Below are 18,735 nucleotides of genomic sequence, written 5' to 3' on the forward strand. Positions count from 1 at the left end.
CATGAGGATGAGCCAAACATTTGCCGCGGTTGTATTATTACTGTTTCATTTGTATTCCTGCAGGGAACGTTACGAAGCTGAAGTGCGGCCCGGCCAAAGTAATCTGCTCGTTGTGGAAGGGTTCATCAACCCTAAAGGCATCACCAACATCAAGTTGAGCAGAACCTTGCCTTTAAGCAGCGCCAATAACATCCAACCTGAATCCGGTGCTTCGGTGTCGATCATTGGTGCAGATAATTCTGCGTATCCGCTAGTGGAGACCACGAACGGTCAGTATGCTTCCGTTGTAAATGATCTTAATCCGGAAACCAGGTACCAACTGCGGATCCGAACTTCAGGCGGCAGCGAATACCAATCGGCCCCGGTGTCGGTGCAGGTTAATCCGCCGATCGATTCAGTGTATTGGGAGTTGAAGCCCAATGGCGTGCAGATCTATGTGGATACACACAACCCACAGGCCAACACCCGCTATTATAAATGGGATTTTTCCGAAACCTGGGAGTTCCATTCTTCTTATTCGTACAATTTTAAGTACATCAACGATCCTATTCCTCGGGTAGTACCACGCGAACCTTCGGAAATTGATCAAATGTTTATTTGTTGGAAAACAGTGCCGTCTAACAATATTTTTATTGGCTCTTCGGCACACTTGTCCAATGATGTTATCAGCCGTGCCCCGGTAATTTTTATTCCCTATGATTCTGAAAAAACAAGTGTGCGGTACAGCATACTGGTAAAGCAATACGCATTGGAGCGGGGTGGTTATGATTTTTTCACCTTAATGCGTTCCAATACCGAGTCGTTGGGTTCCATATTCGATCCGCAACCATCAGAGACTTTTGGAAATATGACCTGTGTTACCAATCCATCAGAAAAGGTGATTGGCTATATCACCGCCACACCGGTTCACGAGCAGCGCATATTCATTGATCGTACTGAAATCCCGTCAACATACGGATTTGGTTGTGAAACAACATACGTGGATAATCATCAGGATAGCCTGCGCAAGTACCTGTCATCCGGCTTATTTGCACCCTACGAAATGGTTGGCGACCCGAGGGCGGTGAAAGGATACCAGGTTTCGCTTACCGGCTGTTTAGACTGCACCCTAAGAGGTAGCAGCGTTAAGCCCTCCTTCTGGTAGGCCGGCCGCGGGTTTCGTTTTTAGATAAATATTTTTTCCAGATGGCTAACCACTGGGTATATAATTATGGTTCAAATTTTTTGCCGGTAAAAATTGCCTTTACTATGTCGCTAAAATGCTGCAGGTGGATTTTTATTTTATTAGCGCTTACCTCCATTCACATAGATATGGAAGCACAGGCACCCGGTGCAAACCTTGCTGAAAGGTCCCAAAATGTTGGGGAAGAGGTATTTGTCGAACAGGTGTATTTACATGCCGACCGGTCGTTTTACCTGGCGGGTGAAACTGTTTGGTTTAAAATATATTGTATCAATGGGCGATCCGGCGGATTGGCCGGTTTAAGTAAAGTTGCATCTGTAGAACTATTGGATGCGGAAAACGTTCCTGTGGTACAGGTAAAAGTGCCACTTGATAGCGGCGCCGGCAATGGCTATTTGGATTTGCCTGCAGGATTGAAAACCGGTGGTTTTGTAATACGTGCCTATACCAGCTGGATGAAAAATTTTGCTCCTGATTTTTATTTCCACCAAAAGCTGGCTATCGTCAATACACTTGAAGAAGGAGCTGGCATACCCATCGCGGAGGATGGTAGCGTCGACGTAAATTTTTTTCCCGAAGGAAGCCAGCTGGTACAGGGGCTACATTCAAATGTTGCCTTTCGGGTAAAAGGAAATCCCGATAAGGTTGATGGCGTTACCGGGCTGATCATCACCCAGGAAAATGATACCGTCCTGCATTTCAATGCAGGCCAAAAGGGTGTAGGGAATTTTCGCTTCACACCACAGCGCAACACGTTGTACAAGGCTGTGCTGTTACTGAAAAATGGTGAACGGGTAATTAAAAACCTGCCTGCAGTGCAGGAAGCCGGATATGTTTTGCAGGTGCAGGAAGCAGCGTCGGGTGGCAGTTTGCAAATTGACGTCCAAAGTAGTGATCAGCAAGGAAAGGCTTTGTTGCTGTTGCATCATGAACAACAATTATTTGGCGAGCATACTGTGGACATTAAAAACGGCAAGGGCTCGGTTACTGTTTCCAAAAAGGATTTGGGCTTTGGCATCGTGCACATTTCTTTATTCGATGCGCAACAGCAGCTTGCGGGTACGCGGCCCTTTTTTAATAAGCCCGAACGGTTGCACCACGTGCAGGCCGAACTTGAAAAGCCAACTTATGATTTACGCAGTAAGGTATCTTTAAAGCTTGCTACAACCGGTGCGAATAGGGAGCCATTGCCGGCAACTTTGTCGGTAAGCGTTTCCCTGGTTGATTCGTTATCGGGTGCAAACGAAACAGATATTTTTTCCGCGTACTTTCTTCACAGCGGAACACCTGGCGTTTCATTGCCGCCCCATTTTGATATGGACAGCATACTGGCTTTTCCCAATGCATTGCTGGATAACCTTGTATTGGTATGTGCAAAGCCGCGATTTGATTGGAAGCGTATTCTGAATAACGAACCTCTGGAGCTAAGGCATCTGCCCGAACCCGAAGGCCATGTTGTGAGTGGCAGGGTTGTTCATCGGCTCACCGGGGCGCCTGCAGCAGGCGTGCAGGCATTTCTTTCTTTTCCAGGAAAAGATTTTAAGCTGTTTTCTGCCAAAAGCCAACCGGATGGAAGTCTGTATTTCAACACGAAAAACGTGTACGGTCAAAGGCTTGCCGTGGCTTTGCTCGGTGACCAGGATAGTTTGTTGCGCATCGATTTAAATAATCCATTTTCTGATGTGTTTGCGGCAGCAGATAGCGATAAGTTCGCGGTAAGCACCCAATCCACGCAAGCCTTGCTGCAGCGCAGTATCAATATGCAGGTGTGGCGTTCTTTTTATGGAAGCCGGCAGGCTGAGGTGCAAGCGGCTAAAAAGGATACTGCCGCTTTTTATGGAAAACCAACCACTGCGTATGTCCTGGATGATTATACCCGTTTTACTACACTGGAAGAGGTGATGGTAGAATATGTTCGTGAGTTGGCAGTTCGTAAAAGACAAGGGAACTCCCGGATAATTATGTTTGGTATGGAAGATGGGATTGCTGCTCCCACTAAAATGCCGTTTGTATTACTCGACGGCTTGCCCATGTTCGACGCTGGCAACAGGATCATGGGGCTCGATCCACGCAAGGTGCAGCGCCTTGAAGTGGTGACCCCCAATTATTGGATGGGTTTTGCAAAGATGGAGGGGATCGCCTCTTTTCGCACCTATGATGGATTATTGGGCGGTTTTCGCCTGGATACGACACATACAATTATGGATTTTGATGCGTTGCAAAACAAACGGAAGTTTTATAGCCCTGCCTATAACACCAACCTGGAAAAGAACGATCGTCGGGCTGATTTTCGGACGTTGCTGTATTGGAACCCTGATGTAAATACTGGCAATAATGGTAATAGTAGCATACACTTTTTTACATCCGATGTGCCGGGCAGGTATGCTGTAACTATTCGAGGCATTGGTGCAAATGGCGCTATCTTTTTTACACGAAAATTTTTTGAGGTCAAGGCTTCCGAATAGCATTTGTCACTGCTTTATTAAGTGGGTCAGCAACACGGGCATCGAAGCGTAACTTTACAGTCCATGCTACTATTAAGCTGAAGAGATGAGCATGCCTGAACCAATTCAGCCATTAGTTTCTAGCTTATATCCTTTACCGCGTATTACAGCTATTTTAATGTTGGGATCAGGTTCCAGCTTTTTTCTGAGTTTTGATATAAACATATCCAAACTGCGCCCTACTATCACACCTTCATCTTCCCATATCTCTTTCTGCAGCCGGCATCGTTCTATTACCTCGTTAGGTGTGGTTGCGAAAATGTGAAGTAGCCGGGTTTCGGTTTTGGTCAGCTCGATTGTTTGTTCATTGATCACCAGCTTGCGTGTTTCCATATTAAACAACGTGCTTCCCAACGTAAATATCGCGGTAGACGCATCCTGAAATCCGAGAGGGAGATCCTCGGGTACAACAGACCGGTGATCGGGTAAAAGATTGCGTGGTTTAGCCGGTCTTAAAAAAAAGTATCCCAAAACGGCTAATAAAACCAGTCCGCCCAGAAGATTCAGATTCTTTGTTGTGCCTGTTGCTGCAGATTGAAACTTGATGTTTATCAGGTAACAGGCTTCAGGCTGCATTCTGCCGAGGCAGGCTATAATGTCATCTTTTTTATTTCCGGAAATTGCATAGCCATAAGCCACGCTGGAATCGCTGCAGTTCAGTACGTTAACTACGTAATCGCTTGTGAGTGGGTCGTTGGCGAGCGAACGTTGAGTAATGTGCACCAGTGAGTCGGGTTGAAAAGCAAAAGGCTGCTCAAAACTGATCAGGTATTCGTTTCCTCCGGTTTTTTTTACCGGGAGCACCCGTGATGTACGGTCGCCCGAATGAAGCAATACTTCATGTCCAATCTGGCGAAGCAAAACTTCCCTTCTGGCAAAGGCAAAATCATCACTGCCGGTCATGCTGAAGGCCACGCAGATTATAGCAATTGTTGTAAGTAACAGCAATCCGCCCAGGTGGTTTCGTTCCACGGACAACAAAGTTCTCGCAGCAAACATGATGTCAAGCTTTTATTTACAAAGTTTACAGTATTCGTTACAATCCTGGTTCGTTCGGCTGCACGCCAGCAGTGTATTTTTATTGCACCAACTGGAAAGGAATTCGAAAAGGGTAGGTTACGTCGGGTTTGCTTTCGCGACAGCTGGATGGATAATCATTAAAAATACAAAGAATATGAAAAAGGTTATTTATGCTATGCTCCTGCCATTGGTTGTGGTAAGCGGGTTGGTATTTGCCAACCACAAACCCAATATTGAAACGCCAAAAACATCAATTGCAAAGCCGCCCACTGCGGCAGACAGAAACGCAGCATTAGAACAATGGGAGGCCACACCAGAGGGTATACGGTTCAAGCAATGGGAAGCTTCTGCGGCAGGAAGAAAAGTATATGCCAGCGAGGCTAAAATAAATAAGTCCATTAGGGATTATACCAATTTGGAAGCTGTTGTAACTGCACTTGCGCTTCCGCCGGGCTCACGTTTGGGATTCGGCTTTATGGTAAATATTAATGGCGACGATTTCATTGTAAGTTTTGGACCGCAACAGTCTAATGAATTTCAGCAATTGCAAAGACTGAACCTAGGCGACAAAATATTGATCAGAAGCCGCGTTGTATCACATGCGCCAAAATATTCATATCCTATTTTATCGGCAGACTATGTGGAACGAGACAACAAAGTGGTGTTTAAACGTGTGCCTAAAAAAGGTGGTTGCTGAGTAGATCGATAACAAAATACCCATGGTTCACCTGTGGATGGTTTACAATAGCTTGGCGTTATTAAAGGTAATCCTGCTAAAGGAGCAGTTGAAGGCTGCTATCAATGCCGCACAAAAGGTCGGACTCGTGATAATTTTTGCAGGTGATTATTAAAGCGGTGCTGGCTTTCCTAATACCTCGGAAAAGGACGTATAGTAACGAAAAGTCATTGCAAAGAGCAAATCAATTAACGTGCAGTTATTACAAATGAATGAACGGTGTTACCGGCTTTGCTGAAAGACTTTAAATGCCAAATTGAGTGCGGGAACAGATGGGTAAGGTATAGCCAGGAAATGATCGGGTTCGAACCGAAAAGAGTCAAGTAGTTAATCCATATAATCTCAGACGGGAGGCGGGCTTTGGCGGAAAAAGAAAATGGTAACCTCGTAGAAGATTACCATTTTTCGTGTCCTGTGGCCTCGCCGCGAATCGAACGCGGACCCAGGGCTTCGGAGACCCTTATACTATCCATTGTACTACGAGGCCGTAGTTTGGGTGCGCAAGTTACGTTACTTCACAATCAGTCCATGCGCATTGGTGGCAAATATTTTTACCGCAATAGCCAGCAATATTACACCAAAAAATTTTCGGATGGCAATTAAACCAGCCGGTCCCAGCATGCGTTCAATGAAGCTCAGTGATTTCAATACTGCAAACACAATCAGCAGGTTCAGCAGGATGGCCACAAACACTGTTGTTTGGCTATAGTTGGCTTTTAAGGAAATAATGGTGGTGAGCGTACCCGAGCCGGCAATGAGCGGAAAAGCAATGGGCACCACGGTAGAGGCCCGTTCGTTTTTTTCGCTTTTGAAAAATTCAACGCCCAGCACCATCTCCAGTCCCAATATAAAAATTACAATTGAGCCGCCTACGGCAAACGATTTTACATCCAGCCCCAGCAGGTTGAGAAACGGCTCGCCAATAAACAGGAACAGCACCATCAGGCCGCCGGATATCAGTGTTGCCCTTGCTTCCCTGATTTCGCCCAGCTTGCCTTTCAACGTAATTAAAATGGGCACCGAACCAATGATGTCGATGATGGCAAACAGGGTAAACGTAACCGTAAGCAGGTCTTTGATGTTGAATTCCATGTGCTGGATTTGCCGCAAATGTACACACTTAAAAGCCTGCCTTTGCCGGCCGCAAATGGCGGGGCCGGTGTGTTTCGTGGGGCGTGTCGGGGTTGTGCAGGTATTCGTATTGGTGCCCGTCGGTTTGGTGCACTACGCGGATGGTGCAACCATAACGAATTTGAAAAGCTTCAAACGAATCCAGGATATCCACGCCCTGCATGTGCGCCAGCATGCTGCGGATAACACCACCATGCGTTACCACCGCCACAGGGGCCATTTTGGGCAGTTGATCATAAAAATGCGCCACGCGGTGGTACAACTGCCGGTAGCTTTCCCCTTCTGGGATCACGGCATCTGCCAGGTTATCGGTCCAATGTTGCAGGTGCGCAGCTTCAATGCTTTCCCAAGGGCTCAGTTCCCAATTGCCGCAGTTGATCTCTTTCAGCCGGTCATCGAAGCGAATGTTGTGTTGCGGAAAAAGATGTTCGGCCAGTTTGCGGCAGCGTTGCAGCGGGCTGCTGTACACTTGCGCAATATGCGCCGGCAGGTGTTTGCTGATGCAGCCCGCTTCGGTTGCAAACGAATCGGTCACATCCAGGTCGGCCTGCCCGTAGCAAATGCCCGAAGCCACTGCAGGCGTGGTATGGCGAATAAGGTAAAGTTCCATCATGGTAAAGGGTTCTGTTCCGTTAATTGGATCGCCGGCGCTGTGCTGAAGCACCCATTTATCTTATTGACAAATCGCGGTGCATATTGTTGGCCCGGCAACCGCGCAGCTAACACCATCAAAAAGATTGCCTAGATCGCAACTGCTTCTGCCACCGGCTCCAGGTCGCAAAAGTAAAAGGGCATATCCGGTGCAGGTTTGCCGGCAAAGCAATCATTGCCACTTTTCGGCGCAGGGTAGTGACGGGTGGTGATGCCACCTTTGGTAAAAGGCACCGACGTTTTAAATATCGGCCCGTCAAACACAAAACTGTGGTACTCGCCCCGTTCGCCACAGGGGTCCACGCCGGCAGGCAGGTCGGCCACAAAAGATGCATCGAGCAGGCGGCCGCAAAAGCTTTCGTCCAGCAGTGATCCATTTACACACACCACAATGGCTTTAAAACCCGCAGCAATAAATGCCTCCATCAGTTGCGCCGAATCTTTTTGCCACAGCGGAAAATGACAGCTTATTCCATGTTTACCCAACTCCGCTTCGCGGTATTGCTTCAGGTCTTCCAAAAAATATCACCAAAGATGGCGGTGTCAAATCCTTGTGCTTTTAGCTCCACTACATGCCGGCCCATGATGTTGTTGTAATCTTCCATCGAAGGCAGCAAGGGCAATTCGGCAGTAACCAGCGGCAGGCCAATGGCCGCAGCCTGCTGCGCTAGCAGCGCCCTGCGTACGCCATGCATGGTAATGCGCTGGTGCGCCGCGTTGATGCTGGTAAACAACGCCGCTACATCGATGCCACTTTGCTGTGCATGGTGCAGCGCCAGCGCCGAATCTTTGCCGCCGCTCCAGTTCATATATGCTTTGCCCTTTTGTTGCATGGTTATTTTTTAAGTAAAAAATATGGGTGTAAAAAAACAACGTGAACGGGGCCCGTTCACGTTGTGCAAAATATAGCGTTGTTTTTTTACTACAATGTAAACCGCAGTCCGCCCTGAAAGGTAAAGCCCTGAACATTATAACCATACACTTCAATATAGTCCTTGTTGTTCGTGAGGTTGCGGGCATCGGCAAAAATGCGCAGGTGTTTGGCCGCCAACAGGTACTCGGCATAGGCATGCACCAAAGTGTATGCTTTCAGCTTTTTGGGCAATGCACGGAAGCTGGCATCATAAAACACATCATCGCGGCCCGAAATGTGCTGCACCGTAGCGCTCACAAAAAGTGCCTCGGTAAGCTGGTAGCCTGCAAACAGGTTCAATGAGTGGCGTGGGCGGCGCAGCAGGTTAAAATAGCTGGTGTCTTTGCCCGGCTGCAGTTTTTGCGTGATCTCGCCATCAAGGTAGGTGTAGTTGGCCCTGAAGTTCCATTTGCTGCCCGGCTGGTATTGCAGTTCCAGTTCCACGCCCTGGTCGTGTTGCTGGTCGCGGTTTTGGTAGCCGGTACGGCCGTAAATGATTACGTCTTTTACACGGCGGTTAAAGTAGTTGGCCCGCACCGACAGGTCTCTGTTGGGCGTCCATGCCTGCACGCCGCCTTCAAACGAGCGGGAGTGTTCGGGCTTGAGGTTCGGGTTGGCGCCAAAAGGCCCAAACAGCTCCGAGATGCCCGGCGCCCTGAAACCAGTGCCCAGGTTGGCAAACAGTTTTACACGGTCGTGCAGCAGGTAGCTGGGGTTAAAGCTGTAGGTAAAATTATCGCCGTACTGGCTGTGGCGGTTGTAGCGGCCGCCCAGTTCGGCATTAAAACCAATGCCTGTTTTCAACAACAAGGATGCATAAGTGCTCAGGATGTTGTTGGTAGTATCAGGCTTGGGCATGCGCATGGTTTGGTAGTTTACACCCGCCAGCAATTGCAGTTGTTTTGAAAGTTCCTGCGTAACAAATGCTTCGGCCTGGTGAAAATTACCGGCAAGCGCCGACCCGTTGTAATTGCGTTTGGTGTAGCTGTGGCCGTAGTTGAAGTTGACTGCACCGCCGCTGTAATCCAGTTTGCCTATAAGGCCCGCATTTACCAAGCTACCGGTGTAGCGGGCATTGCCGTCGGCAAATGAGCCTGCATCATAGTCGCCTTTAAATTCGGTAAAGCGATAAAATGGCGCCAGCCGCAAACCTTCCGTTACATTGATGCCCAGTTGTGCGTTGATGGATTGGCGGTCAAATCCGTCTTTATCAAAACCCGCTTTACCGGTCGTGTCTTTTGCTTCGGAAATGCCATCGGTTTTGAGGCGCTCATAATTGATGCTATAATCGATTGCTTTTAATTTTTGGCTGAGGCCCACCTGGCCGCGCCGCGTATTGTAGCTGCCATACGACAGTAAGCCTGCCACCGAAGGCTTAGCCGTAGTGCCCCTTTTGGTAATGATGTTGATGACGCCTGCAATGGCACTGGAGCCGTACAGGGTGCTTTGGCTACCCTTCAATATTTCAATGCGCTCAATTTGCTCAATGGGAAACAGGCGGATGTCAAACGTGCCGCCCGAACCCGACGGGTCATTCACTGTTACGCCGTCCACTAATATTACGGTGTAGGCTGTAGAGGCGCCTTGTACAAACAAAGATTTATCCTTACCGGCATTGGCATTAGCGCTGTTGATGGTAATGCCTGTTTGCTCGCTCAGCAACTGCGCCAGGTCTTTGCCGCCGCTACGCTGTAGCTGTTCGTTGGTTACCACGGTTACTACTTTACCCGTGGTGCTTTGTTTCTGCGGAAAACGGTTGGCGGTTACAATTACCTGGTCCAGCGATGTGGTGTCGTTTTGTGCCTGTGCCCAGCTGCTGATCAATGCTGCAGTCACCACGAAAAATCCCTTTTTCAATTGTTGTTGGTTTTGTGACTGCTCTCAAGAAAAATGGAGGAAGAAATATACAGGCCCGTACGCTGCCAATACATTTCATGCCTTTCGTCCCGAAAGCATAAATGATGAAAATTGCAATGGCAGGTCTTCTGGCTCGGTCCGCACCAGGTCGGCCTTCCCGCGCCGGGCCTGTGGGCCCAATGCAGTGGCATGGAGGATCTGGTGATTTGTACCTGCCTTTGAGGGGCAGGGGAACCTTACAGCTACGGGGATAGCGCCGGATTTGCACCGGACTTCCCTTTTAATTCGGGGCCTGCGGGGCAGGCACCAAAACCATTTACCCGGCAAATGTAAGGGTGAAACAAATAGGGGCAGGTTGTTTTTGACAGCGGCCGTCGGTGGTGCATTAAAGGTGGTTCTTATCCCTGCCCAACCAGTTGTATTAAATAGGGGTAAGGTCTTTCTCTTAAAATGGAAAAGAATAGGATGCAAAACGGCCCCGGGCCAGCCCGCAGCTTGTATTTGATAAAAAGCTTATGGTACTTTTGCCATGCGTTGGCGTTTGCGCCTGTACAAAAAGGAATGGCGTAAACTCTGCCGCATCTTTAGCAACTTTATAATCCGGTATCTTGGTCATCGATAATATATGGGTTCTTTTTTTGAACCTGATTCCTGCCTTGTTCAATATTGGCATTGCATGCTACGTGTTTTTTGCGCTGCCCCGGAATAAAACCATCAACATATTCGGATATTTCCTCATTGCCATCAGTCTGTGGCAAATCCAGGATGTATTGTTTCGCACCATCAATACCGTAGCACAGGCCAATTTGATCGACCACCTGTTTTGCATCGGCTGGATCAGTGCCGGCCCGTTGGGGTTTCATTTTGCCTGCAGCTACAGCGGGTTGCCCATTGTAAAAAAATGGTATTTCCCCGTGCTCAACTATACGCCGTTTCTGATCCTGGAGCGGTTTTATATTTCCAGCTACAACGTCAATTTTAAATACAACAACGACTGGGGTTGGGTAACGGCGCCGGGTACCACCAAGATCGACGGCATACTGAGGCTGGCCATTCTCGTTATTACCCTATCCAGCATTGCGGTGTTGCTGGTGCATGCCTATAAAATGCGCAACGATAAAGTGCGCCGGGTGCCTGCATTCCTTATTGCTATGGGCATTTTCATCCCGGTAATGTTTGGCGTGTTGGGCCAGGTAGCTTACCCGTTGGTGCTAAACCGCGATGAGCTACCGGTTACTTCCATTTTCCTCACGCTGTTTTCGGTGGCCACCATTATTTCCTTGAAAAAATACCGGCTGTTCGATATTTCGGAATACGTAGCGGTAGAGTCGGTGCTGGAAAACCTGAAAAACATTGTACTGGTGGTAGCACCCAACAAAAAAGTGCTCTACATGAACGCCCATGCACAAAGCTTGTTCAATTGGGAAGAGCACTCGGCCCGTCCCAACGATGCAGCTGATATTTTTTGTGCCGGCGATCATTATTACGATTTCGTTGCGCAGGTGTTTGATCCGGCGCTGGCGGGCAGTTTTACAAAAAGCTATACTGCCGCCATGAAGACCCACGACGGCACCCGCATAGAAGTGCAGCTGTATGCCGAGCCGATTGTTACCAACAACAAAGTGCAGGGTGTGCTGATTGTGGGCAACGATATTACGGCGCACATGCAAATGATGCACGACCTGAAAGTAAGCAACGACCGCTACGACCTGGTGAGCAAAACCACCAATGATATGGTGTGGGACTGGAACCTAGTGACCGGAAAAATTTACTGGAACCGCGAAGGTTGGCACAAGATCTTTGATGAAGAACTGCCGGCTGGCGAAGGTTCGGCAAAGCAATGGGTGGAAAGGATACATCCAGATGATTACCAAAAGGCATTGGATTTGAACACCAAAATTTTCAACGGAACCATCACCGATTCGTTTACGCAGGAGTTGCGGGTGGTAAGGAAAAGCGGTGACATTGTTTACTTGTTTGTCCGGGGTTATGTTTTTCAAAACGAGGAAGGCAAACCCGTGCGGCTGATTGGCGCCTCGCAGGATGTAACGCTGCGCAAAAAAGCAGAAATCAAGCTGCAGGAAGAGCAACTGGCCAAACGCCGCGAAATTGCCGATGCGGTGATTATTGCGCAGGAAAACGAACGCCGGAATATTGGCGCCGAGTTGCACGACAATGTAAACCAGTTGCTCACCAGTGCTACATTGTACCTCAACCTGGCCCGCACTGAAAAGGAAAACAGCGAGCCATTTTTTAAAAAATCGGAAGGTATGATCACCCATGCCATCAACGAAGTGCGGCGACTGAGCCACTCGCTGATACCGCCATCGTGGGGCGGCGAAACCCTGGTGGAAGCCATCAGTCACCTGCTCGATGCTTCGGAAAAATCCGGTTTGTTTGCCGTGCAAAAAGAACTGGCCGATGTGGACGAAGCGGCCATGCCGTTTAAGCTCAAACTCAATTTGTACCGCATTGTACAGGAACAACTTAATAACATCATCAAACATGCGCAGGCCGATTGGGTGCTGGTGCGCCTGGAACAAAACGATGCGCAATTGATCCTCACCATACAGGATAATGGCGTTGGGTTCGATACGTCGCGGCGCACAAAAGGCGTGGGCCTTACCAATATGCAAACCCGTGCTTTTTTGCACGGCGGTACACTCGACATCAACTCGGTGTTGGGCGGCGGCTGTGTGTTGCAGGTTTCGTTCCCGGTGGCGCAGTTGTCGGCGTCGGTTTATTAGCGCTGGCCCGGTGCGCCGCCATTACCCTACTTTGGCTGCATACTACAAACTCTTCCTACTTTCGCGGCCATGAGTGTGAAACGTCCGCAGTTGGGTCTGCTCGACCTGACGATGATTGTGATTTCGTTTGTGATTGGCATGGGTATTTTCCGTGCCCCGGTGAACGTGGCTGCAGCTGCACCTACTCCTTTTATTTTTTACCTCTGCTGGATAGCGGGCGGATTGGTGGCCATGTGCGGCGCCCTTACCTATGCCGAGATCGGCTCCCGCATGCCCGTAACTGGTGGTTATTATAAAGTATTTGCATACGCATACCATCCTTCCATAGCCTTTGCCATCAACTGTATTATCCTGGTGAGCAATTCGGCATCCATGGCGGCGGTAGCGCTGGTGGGCAGCGAGTATATTGCTTCGGTGCTGCTGCCGGCATCGAAAGATGCGGCTTATATGCAGGTAGCGGCCAATGCCGATTTTGTGCGAACGGTGCACATTTCCATTGCGCTGGTGGCCATTGCTATTTTTTACGGCGTAAATATGCTGGGCCTGAAAATGAGTGCCAAAACGCAAACCATTCTGATGGTGATCAAAATTGCGATGGTGCTCTTACTCATTACGCCACTGTTTTTTGCCACCAATGAAACCGCTGCTGCCACACCACAAATACTGAGTGGCGCATCAACCGCCATGACGGAATACATCAAGGCGTTTGGTATTGGCTTGGTGGCAGTAAGTTTTACGTATGGCGGCTACCAGCAAACGATCAATTTTGGTGAGGAAATTAAAAACCCTGGCCGCAATATTCCGCGGGGCATCATACTGGGTTTGCTGGTCATTATTTCGCTGTACCTGCTCATTAACTATGCTTATGTAAATGTGATCGGGTTTGAAGAGTTGAAGACGAGTAAAAACATTGCAGCCATCATGGCTTCGAAAATATTTGGTGTGCATGCCGAACGCATCTTGTCGGTGCTACTCTTCCTGAGTGTGCTGGCTTATATCAACGCAGTGCTCATGAGCAACCCGCGGGTAATGTATGCCATGAGCGATGATAAAATTTTACCTGCCGCTTTTAAAAAAACAAACAACCAGGGCGCACTTACAATTGGGCTGACCACTTTTTCCGTAATGGCTGCATTGATCGTTTTTTGGGCGCAGGAGTTTGATCGCATTTTGAGCTTTACCATTTTCCTCGATTCTTTTGGTATGGCGCTTTCTGCGGGTAGTATTTTTGTCATTCGCAAACGCACCAAGCACCTCGATGGCACCGGCATTTATAAAATGAATTTATACCCGCTGCTGCCCTTGATCTTTATTGCAGCGTACATGTTTGTAGCCCTCAGCATTGCGTTTGATTACAAAAACAACAACTACGCAGCGCTGGTAGGCCTGGCGGTATTAGCCGTGTTTCTGCTCCTGTATTTTTTGCTGCGCCAGTTCAACACACGGCCCAAAGACAATAGCTAAATTGTAGCCAACACAAATCATCAATCCGCAATCGCAAATCCGAAATCGCATGGCTCCTGATATTTCCTACATCCTCACACACCTGGCCGAAGACCGCGAACAGTATTTTGGCGCCGTGGCGCCGCCCATTGTGCAAACGTCCAACTTCGCGTTTAAAACCGTAGCCGAAATGCGCGGTGTTTTTGCCGATGAAATGTCGGACTATATCTACAGCCGCGGCATCAATCCCACGGTGGATATTTTGCGTAAAAAATTGGCGGCGCTGGATGGTGCGGAAGATTGTTTGGTGCTCAACAGCGGTGCGGCCGCCATTTTTGCCGGTGTACTGCCTTTTGTACAAGCGGGCAGCCACATTATTTCGGTAGAAAAGCCTTACTCATGGGCACAGAAAATGTTTGACGTGGTGCTGCCGCGTTTCGGCGTAACCACTACTTATGTTGCCGGCACCAGTATTGAAGATTTTGAAGCGGCGCTGCAACCCAATACTTCTTTTATTTACCTCGAGTCGCCCAACTCCTGGAACTACGCCATTCAGCCGCTGGCCGAAGTGGCGGCGCTGGCAAAGGCCAACGGAATAATTACGCTTATTGATAACAGCTACTGCACGCCCCTGCACCAGCGCCCTATTGAGCTGGGCATCGACCTGTGCATGCAAACGGCCACCAAGTACATTGGCGGCCACAGCGATACGCTGGGTGGTGTGCTCACCGGCTCGGCAGCCATCATTAAAAAAATATTCGACAGCGAGTACCTCAATATTGGCAGCGGCATACAGCCGTTTAATGCATGGTTGCTGTTGCGCGGCCTGCGTACGCTGCCCACCCGCATTGAACGCATCAACCGCTCTACGCAAAAAGTATTGCACTTTTTAAAAGCGCATCCTGCTGTTGGTGGATTGTTGTTTCCACTCGATGAAAGTTTTCCGCAGCATGAGCTGGCAAAAAAGCAGATGAGTGCCGCCGGCGGGCTCATTACGTTTTGGTTAAATGACGCAACCGAAGACCAGATCGTTCGCTTTTGCGAAAGCCTGCAGCGGTTCCTGATGGCCGTTAGTTGGGGCGGCCACGAGTCGCTGATCCTGCCAAAATGCGCAGGCCTGCAGGAAGGCGCATTTGACCGCAACAACCCCGAGCATCAATGGATCAGGATGTATGTGGGCCTGGAAGAACCAGAGTATTTGATTGAAGATTTGGAGCAGGCATTGGGCAAAGTGAAGTGATTTGGGATTGACGATTTTGGATTTACGATTTGGTGGAGCAAAGCAAAACTCCAGTGGTGATTTGGTGGGCTGTTCCATCGTAAATCCAAAATCTGCAATCGTAAATCCTAAACTGCCTTACATTTACCTGTATGAAAATGCCTCTGCTTTTCTGCTTATTACTGTGTTGCAGCATTTGTGGGGTGGCCCAGGAAAAATGGGACCTGCAGCGCTGCGTTGACTATGCCATTGCCAACAATATTTCCATCAAGCAATCCGATGTGCAGGCACGTATCGCCAACCTGCAGTTGGGCCTGGCCCGGGCGGCACAGCATCCCAATGTAAACCTGAGTTCCAATGCAGGCTACAATTTTGGCCGATCCATCAACCCCGCCACCAACACATTCGATAACCAGCGCATCTTTTTTTCCGGCTTTCAGTTGCAGGGCGGCATGAACCTGTTCAACTGGTTTTCGGCCCGCCACAACGCCGAGGCTAGCCGCCTGAGCTACGAAGCGTCGAAGGCCGCCGTGGAGCGTGCCCGCAACGATGTGGCGCTGAATGTAGCCGTGGCTTACCTGCAGGCGCTGCTGGCTTATGAACAAACAGAGATTGCCAAAGTGCAGATTGCGCAAACCACGGCACAACTGGAAAATATCCGCAAGCAAGTGTCGGCCGGTAGCCTGCCCGAACTGAATGCTGCCGAACTGGAAGCGCAACTGGCGGCCGACAGCGCCAACCACATTACCAGCGTATCTACTTACCAGGCAAATGTTATCCAGCTCAAAGCCCTGCTGAACCTGGATATGGCCACGCCGTTTGATATTGAAACGCCTGATGTTTCGGCAATTCCTGTGGAAGAACTGGGCAATCTGCAGCCGCAGGTAGTGTATCAAAAAGCATTGCAAAACCTGCCGCAGCAGCGGGCCAACCAACTGCGGTTCCAGGCTGCGCAAAAAACAATCAAGGCGGCCCGTGGCGCCATGTACCCGACGCTGTCCTTATTCGGAAACGTGGGTTCTCGGTATTCCAGCCTGTTCCCCGATCAGCAAAATGCAGTGGTAACGCCATCCAATAAATTGGATACGTTGGGTTTTGTAGAAGTTACACCGGGCATTACGTTGCCTGCCGTGCGGCCGTCGTTCAATGTATCGTTGCCCAATACGCCGTTTGTACGCCAGTTGTTTGATGTAAACCTGAGCCAGGCGGTGGGTGTGAGCCTGAGTGTGCCGCTTGCCGGCAACCGGCAGTTGCGTACGCAGTGGGAACGTTCGAAGCTCGATGCAGAAGGCATCAGGCTGCAACTGGAGAGCGACAACCTGGTGCTGCAGCAGGATATTTACCGGGCACACAATGATGCACTCAATGCCATGCAACGCTACCGCTCGGCGCAGAAAGCCGTGGAAGCTGCGGAAAAGGCTTTTTCTTTTTCGCAAAAAAGATTTGATGTGGGCTTGCTGCAAACCATTGAGCTGCTCACCAATCAGAACAACTTATTTCGCCGCCGCCTCGATGCTGCTTCTGCCCAATACGAGTATGTGTTCCGGATCAAATTGCTGGAGTTTTACAAGGGCGAGGGGTTGAAGTTGTAGGGAGGGGAGGGGATGGTAGTTGGTAGTTGACGGTTGGGAGTTAATAGTAATTATTGAATTATTGGATTATTGATTATTGGGTTGCGTTGCTTTAGCAATTAGTACATGCATCAGAATAATTCAATAATAAATAATCAATAATTATCTCATTCACCATTCACCATTAACCATTCACCATTGCACATTCACAATTGACGATTCACGTTTCACGAAATAGCTACTACGCTTATGAACAAAACTGTAAAATGGATTTTAATCGGCCTCGGTGTAGTCATTGTGCTGCTCGTTGGCTACAAGCTTATTGCCGGCAACGATGATACCGGCACCAAGGTTACCGCCGAAGCCGTTAGCACCCGCACCATTGTTGAATCCGTAAATGCCAGCGGTAAAGTGTACCCGGTGGTGGAGGTGAAAATTTCGCCGGACGTATCAGGCGAAATCACCGAACTGAATGTGCAGGAAGGCGACAGCGTTCGCCGCGGACAGGTGCTGGCCCGCATTTATGCCGACATCTATTCGTCGCAGCGCGATGAAGCTGCAGCGCGGGTAGCACAAAGCCAGGCCACCGTTGCCAACAACCAGGCAGCGTTGGATGCACTGAAAGCACAGGCGGACTTGGACAAACAACAATATAACCGCAGCAAGCAGTTGTTTGATGATAAAGTGCTGTCCCGCTCCGAGTTTGAGCAGGCCGAAACAAAATACCGCACATCGCAGGCACAGTATAATGCGGCCATTCAAAACATTCGTTCGCTGTCGGCAGGTGTGCAAAGCGCACAAACAGGGCTGGTGGCGGCCAACAAAAACCTGGGCCGCACTACCATTGTAGCGCCTATGGATGGTGTGGTGAGTTTGCTGAATGTAAAAGAAGGCGAACGGGTAGTGGGTACGGCACAGATGGCCGGAACCGAAATGATGCGGGTGGCTGATATGGGCTCGATGGAAGTGCGGGTAGATGTGGGTGAGAACGACATTGTAAAAGTCAGCATCGGCGACTCGGCCGATGTGGAAGTGGATGCATACAACAACCGCAAGTTCAAAGGCATTGTTACCCAAATTGCCAGCAGCACCAAAAGCGCTGGCGCACAGTCTGCGGGTACCAACGATGTTACCAATTTTGAAGTGTACATCCGCCTCGACCCAACTTCGTACAGCGACCTGATCGATCCGGCAAAGCCAAAGAAATTTCCGTTTCGCCCGGGCATGAACGCCAGTGCCGATATTAAAACCCGTACCCGTGCTGGTGTAGTGGCCGTGCCCATCACTTCGGTTGCGGCCCGTGTAAAAGGCAGCGATGAGACCATCGACGATAAGAAAAAAGAGCAAAAGAAAATGCAGGGCGCCGATGAAACTGTCGACCAGGACGAAGCAGCGGTAGGCACCGACGACCTGGAGGAAGTGGTTTTTGTGCTAAAACCCGATAACACTGTAGAAAAGCGGGTAGTCACCACCGGTATACAGGACATCAATTACATCGAAGTGCTCACCGGTTTAAAATCAGGCGAGCAGGTGGTTTCGGGTCCGTACAATGCTATTTCCAAAACACTAAAGCCCGGTGGCAAAGTGAAGGTGGTAGAAAAGGAAAAGTTGTTTGATAGTAAATAAAGCAAACCTCACTATTGATAAAGCATCCTGCACCGCAGGATGCTTTATTTTTTTACCATATATCGGTCATAGCACTGCAATTGGTGCCGGATTAGCTGTGTAAACAAAAAGGCTAATTTTGCCGCAGCCTTAAT

Annotated in this window: 15 protein-coding genes, 1 tRNA gene and 1 riboswitch; of the genes, 9 read left to right on the plus strand and 7 right to left on the minus strand. The window is 49.3% G+C overall.

The genetic code is table 11. The annotated features are described in order from the left end of the window. Position 1: 1 nt before the first annotated feature. Both EPD17_RS06285 and EPD17_RS06290 read left to right on the plus strand, forming a co-directional pair. Positions 2 to 1,144 carry a DUF4249 domain-containing protein gene (locus tag EPD17_RS06285; RefSeq protein ID WP_132052700.1) on the plus strand — a complete coding sequence of 381 codons (1,143 nt, stop codon included), beginning with the start codon at positions 2 to 4 and terminating at the stop codon, positions 1,142 to 1,144. Positions 1,145 to 1,311: 167 nt separating this feature from the next. Further along, positions 1,312 to 3,648, plus strand: a complete 2,337-nt coding sequence (locus EPD17_RS06290; protein WP_132052702.1) for a hypothetical protein — start codon at positions 1,312 to 1,314, stop codon at positions 3,646 to 3,648. Between the two features lie 105 nt (positions 3,649 to 3,753). Here the strand turns inward: EPD17_RS06290 and EPD17_RS06295 are convergent, their stop codons facing one another. Next, a complete protein-coding gene (locus EPD17_RS06295) occupies positions 3,754 to 4,686 on the minus strand; it encodes a winged helix-turn-helix domain-containing protein (RefSeq protein ID WP_132052704.1) in 933 nt (310 codons plus the stop codon). Positions 4,687 to 4,861: 175 nt separating this feature from the next. Between EPD17_RS06295 and EPD17_RS06300 the strand changes: the two genes are divergently transcribed. Next, complete coding sequence (locus EPD17_RS06300; RefSeq protein WP_132052706.1) at positions 4,862 to 5,404, plus strand: hypothetical protein; 543 nt, start codon at positions 4,862 to 4,864, stop codon at positions 5,402 to 5,404. Positions 5,405 to 5,858: 454 nt separating this feature from the next. Here the strand turns inward: EPD17_RS06300 and EPD17_RS06305 are convergent. The 6 genes from EPD17_RS06305 to EPD17_RS06325 all read right to left on the minus strand — a co-directional run bounded on the left by EPD17_RS06305 (position 5,859) and on the right by EPD17_RS06325 (position 9,995). Continuing rightward, a tRNA-Arg gene (locus EPD17_RS06305) sits at positions 5,859 to 5,930 on the minus strand. A gap of 23 nt (positions 5,931 to 5,953) precedes the next feature. Then, on the minus strand, positions 5,954 to 6,535 hold the full coding sequence (locus EPD17_RS06310; protein WP_114236649.1) for a MarC family protein: 582 nt from the start codon (positions 6,533 to 6,535) through the stop codon (positions 5,954 to 5,956). Between the two features lie 28 nt (positions 6,536 to 6,563). Continuing rightward, positions 6,564 to 7,187: an alpha-ribazole phosphatase gene (gene cobC / locus EPD17_RS06315; RefSeq protein ID WP_132052707.1), complete on the minus strand. Its 624-nt coding sequence runs from the start codon at positions 7,185 to 7,187 to the stop codon at positions 6,564 to 6,566. 128 nt (positions 7,188 to 7,315) lie between these two features. Next, on the minus strand, positions 7,316 to 7,744 hold the full coding sequence (locus EPD17_RS20315; protein ID WP_204743325.1) for a Dph6-related ATP pyrophosphatase: 429 nt from the start codon (positions 7,742 to 7,744) through the stop codon (positions 7,316 to 7,318). Further along, positions 7,732 to 8,058, minus strand: a complete 327-nt coding sequence (locus EPD17_RS20320; protein ID WP_204743327.1) for a Dph6-related ATP pyrophosphatase — start codon at positions 8,056 to 8,058, stop codon at positions 7,732 to 7,734. The genes EPD17_RS20315 and EPD17_RS20320 overlap by 13 nt, the downstream gene beginning before the upstream one ends. Before the next feature lie 89 nt (positions 8,059 to 8,147). Continuing rightward, positions 8,148 to 9,995 (minus strand): TonB-dependent receptor plug domain-containing protein, encoded by a 1,848-nt coding sequence (locus EPD17_RS06325; protein WP_132052709.1) that lies wholly within the window; start codon positions 9,993 to 9,995, stop codon positions 8,148 to 8,150. A 101-nt stretch (positions 9,996 to 10,096) separates the two neighbouring features. Then, positions 10,097 to 10,327, minus strand: a riboswitch (cobalamin riboswitch). 306 nt (positions 10,328 to 10,633) lie between these two features. Here EPD17_RS06325 and EPD17_RS06330 point away from each other — a divergent pair. The 6 genes from EPD17_RS06330 to EPD17_RS06350 all read left to right on the plus strand — a co-directional run bounded on the left by EPD17_RS06330 (position 10,634) and on the right by EPD17_RS06350 (position 18,601). Beyond that, positions 10,634 to 12,742 carry a PAS domain-containing protein gene (locus EPD17_RS06330; RefSeq protein ID WP_132052711.1) on the plus strand — a complete coding sequence of 703 codons (2,109 nt, stop codon included), beginning with the start codon at positions 10,634 to 10,636 and terminating at the stop codon, positions 12,740 to 12,742. Between the two features lie 69 nt (positions 12,743 to 12,811). After that, positions 12,812 to 14,206 (plus strand): APC family permease, encoded by a 1,395-nt coding sequence (locus EPD17_RS06335; protein WP_132052713.1) that lies wholly within the window; start codon positions 12,812 to 12,814, stop codon positions 14,204 to 14,206. 49 nt (positions 14,207 to 14,255) lie between these two features. Then, positions 14,256 to 15,425, plus strand: coding sequence for a trans-sulfuration enzyme family protein (locus EPD17_RS06340; protein WP_132052715.1), 1,170 nt, complete (start codon positions 14,256 to 14,258; stop codon positions 15,423 to 15,425). Between the two features lies 1 nt (position 15,426). Next, positions 15,427 to 15,645 carry a hypothetical protein gene (locus tag EPD17_RS19900; protein ID WP_165929544.1) on the plus strand — a complete coding sequence of 73 codons (219 nt, stop codon included), beginning with the start codon at positions 15,427 to 15,429 and terminating at the stop codon, positions 15,643 to 15,645. Continuing rightward, positions 15,608 to 16,996, plus strand: coding sequence for a TolC family protein (locus EPD17_RS06345; protein WP_165929545.1), 1,389 nt, complete (start codon positions 15,608 to 15,610; stop codon positions 16,994 to 16,996). Before EPD17_RS19900 ends, EPD17_RS06345 begins: the two co-directional genes overlap by 38 nt. A 228-nt stretch (positions 16,997 to 17,224) precedes the next feature. After that, entirely contained in the window at positions 17,225 to 18,601 is a 1,377-nt protein-coding gene (locus EPD17_RS06350) for an efflux RND transporter periplasmic adaptor subunit (protein WP_132052719.1), read from the plus strand. The last annotated feature ends 134 nt before the right edge of the window (positions 18,602 to 18,735 follow it).

This window comes from Pseudocnuella soli, from assembly GCF_004347775.1.
Classification (GTDB): domain Bacteria; phylum Bacteroidota; class Bacteroidia; order Chitinophagales; family Chitinophagaceae; genus Flavisolibacter; species Flavisolibacter aquaticus.

Bases quoted from the DNA above. Each gene is read 5' to 3' on its own strand.
- EPD17_RS20320 (WP_204743327.1), bottom strand. From the start codon at position 8,058: ATGCAACAAAAGGGCAAAGCATATATGAACTGGAGCGGCGGCAAAGAT.
- EPD17_RS06295 (WP_132052704.1), bottom strand. From the start codon at position 4,686: ATGTTTGCTGCGAGAACTTTGTTGTCCGTGGAACGAAACCACCTGGGC.
- EPD17_RS06290 (WP_132052702.1), top strand. From the start codon at position 1,312: ATGGAAGCACAGGCACCCGGTGCAAACCTTGCTGAAAGGTCCCAAAAT.
- EPD17_RS06300 (WP_132052706.1), top strand. From the start codon at position 4,862: ATGAAAAAGGTTATTTATGCTATGCTCCTGCCATTGGTTGTGGTAAGC.
- EPD17_RS06350 (WP_132052719.1), top strand. From the start codon at position 17,225: ATGAACAAAACTGTAAAATGGATTTTAATCGGCCTCGGTGTAGTCATT.
- EPD17_RS06310 (WP_114236649.1), bottom strand. From the start codon at position 6,535: ATGGAATTCAACATCAAAGACCTGCTTACGGTTACGTTTACCCTGTTT.
- EPD17_RS06285 (WP_132052700.1), top strand. From the start codon at position 2: ATGAGGATGAGCCAAACATTTGCCGCGGTTGTATTATTACTGTTTCAT.
- cobC (WP_132052707.1), bottom strand. From the start codon at position 7,187: ATGATGGAACTTTACCTTATTCGCCATACCACGCCTGCAGTGGCTTCG.
- EPD17_RS06335 (WP_132052713.1), top strand. From the start codon at position 12,812: ATGAGTGTGAAACGTCCGCAGTTGGGTCTGCTCGACCTGACGATGATT.
- EPD17_RS06340 (WP_132052715.1), top strand. From the start codon at position 14,256: ATGGCTCCTGATATTTCCTACATCCTCACACACCTGGCCGAAGACCGC.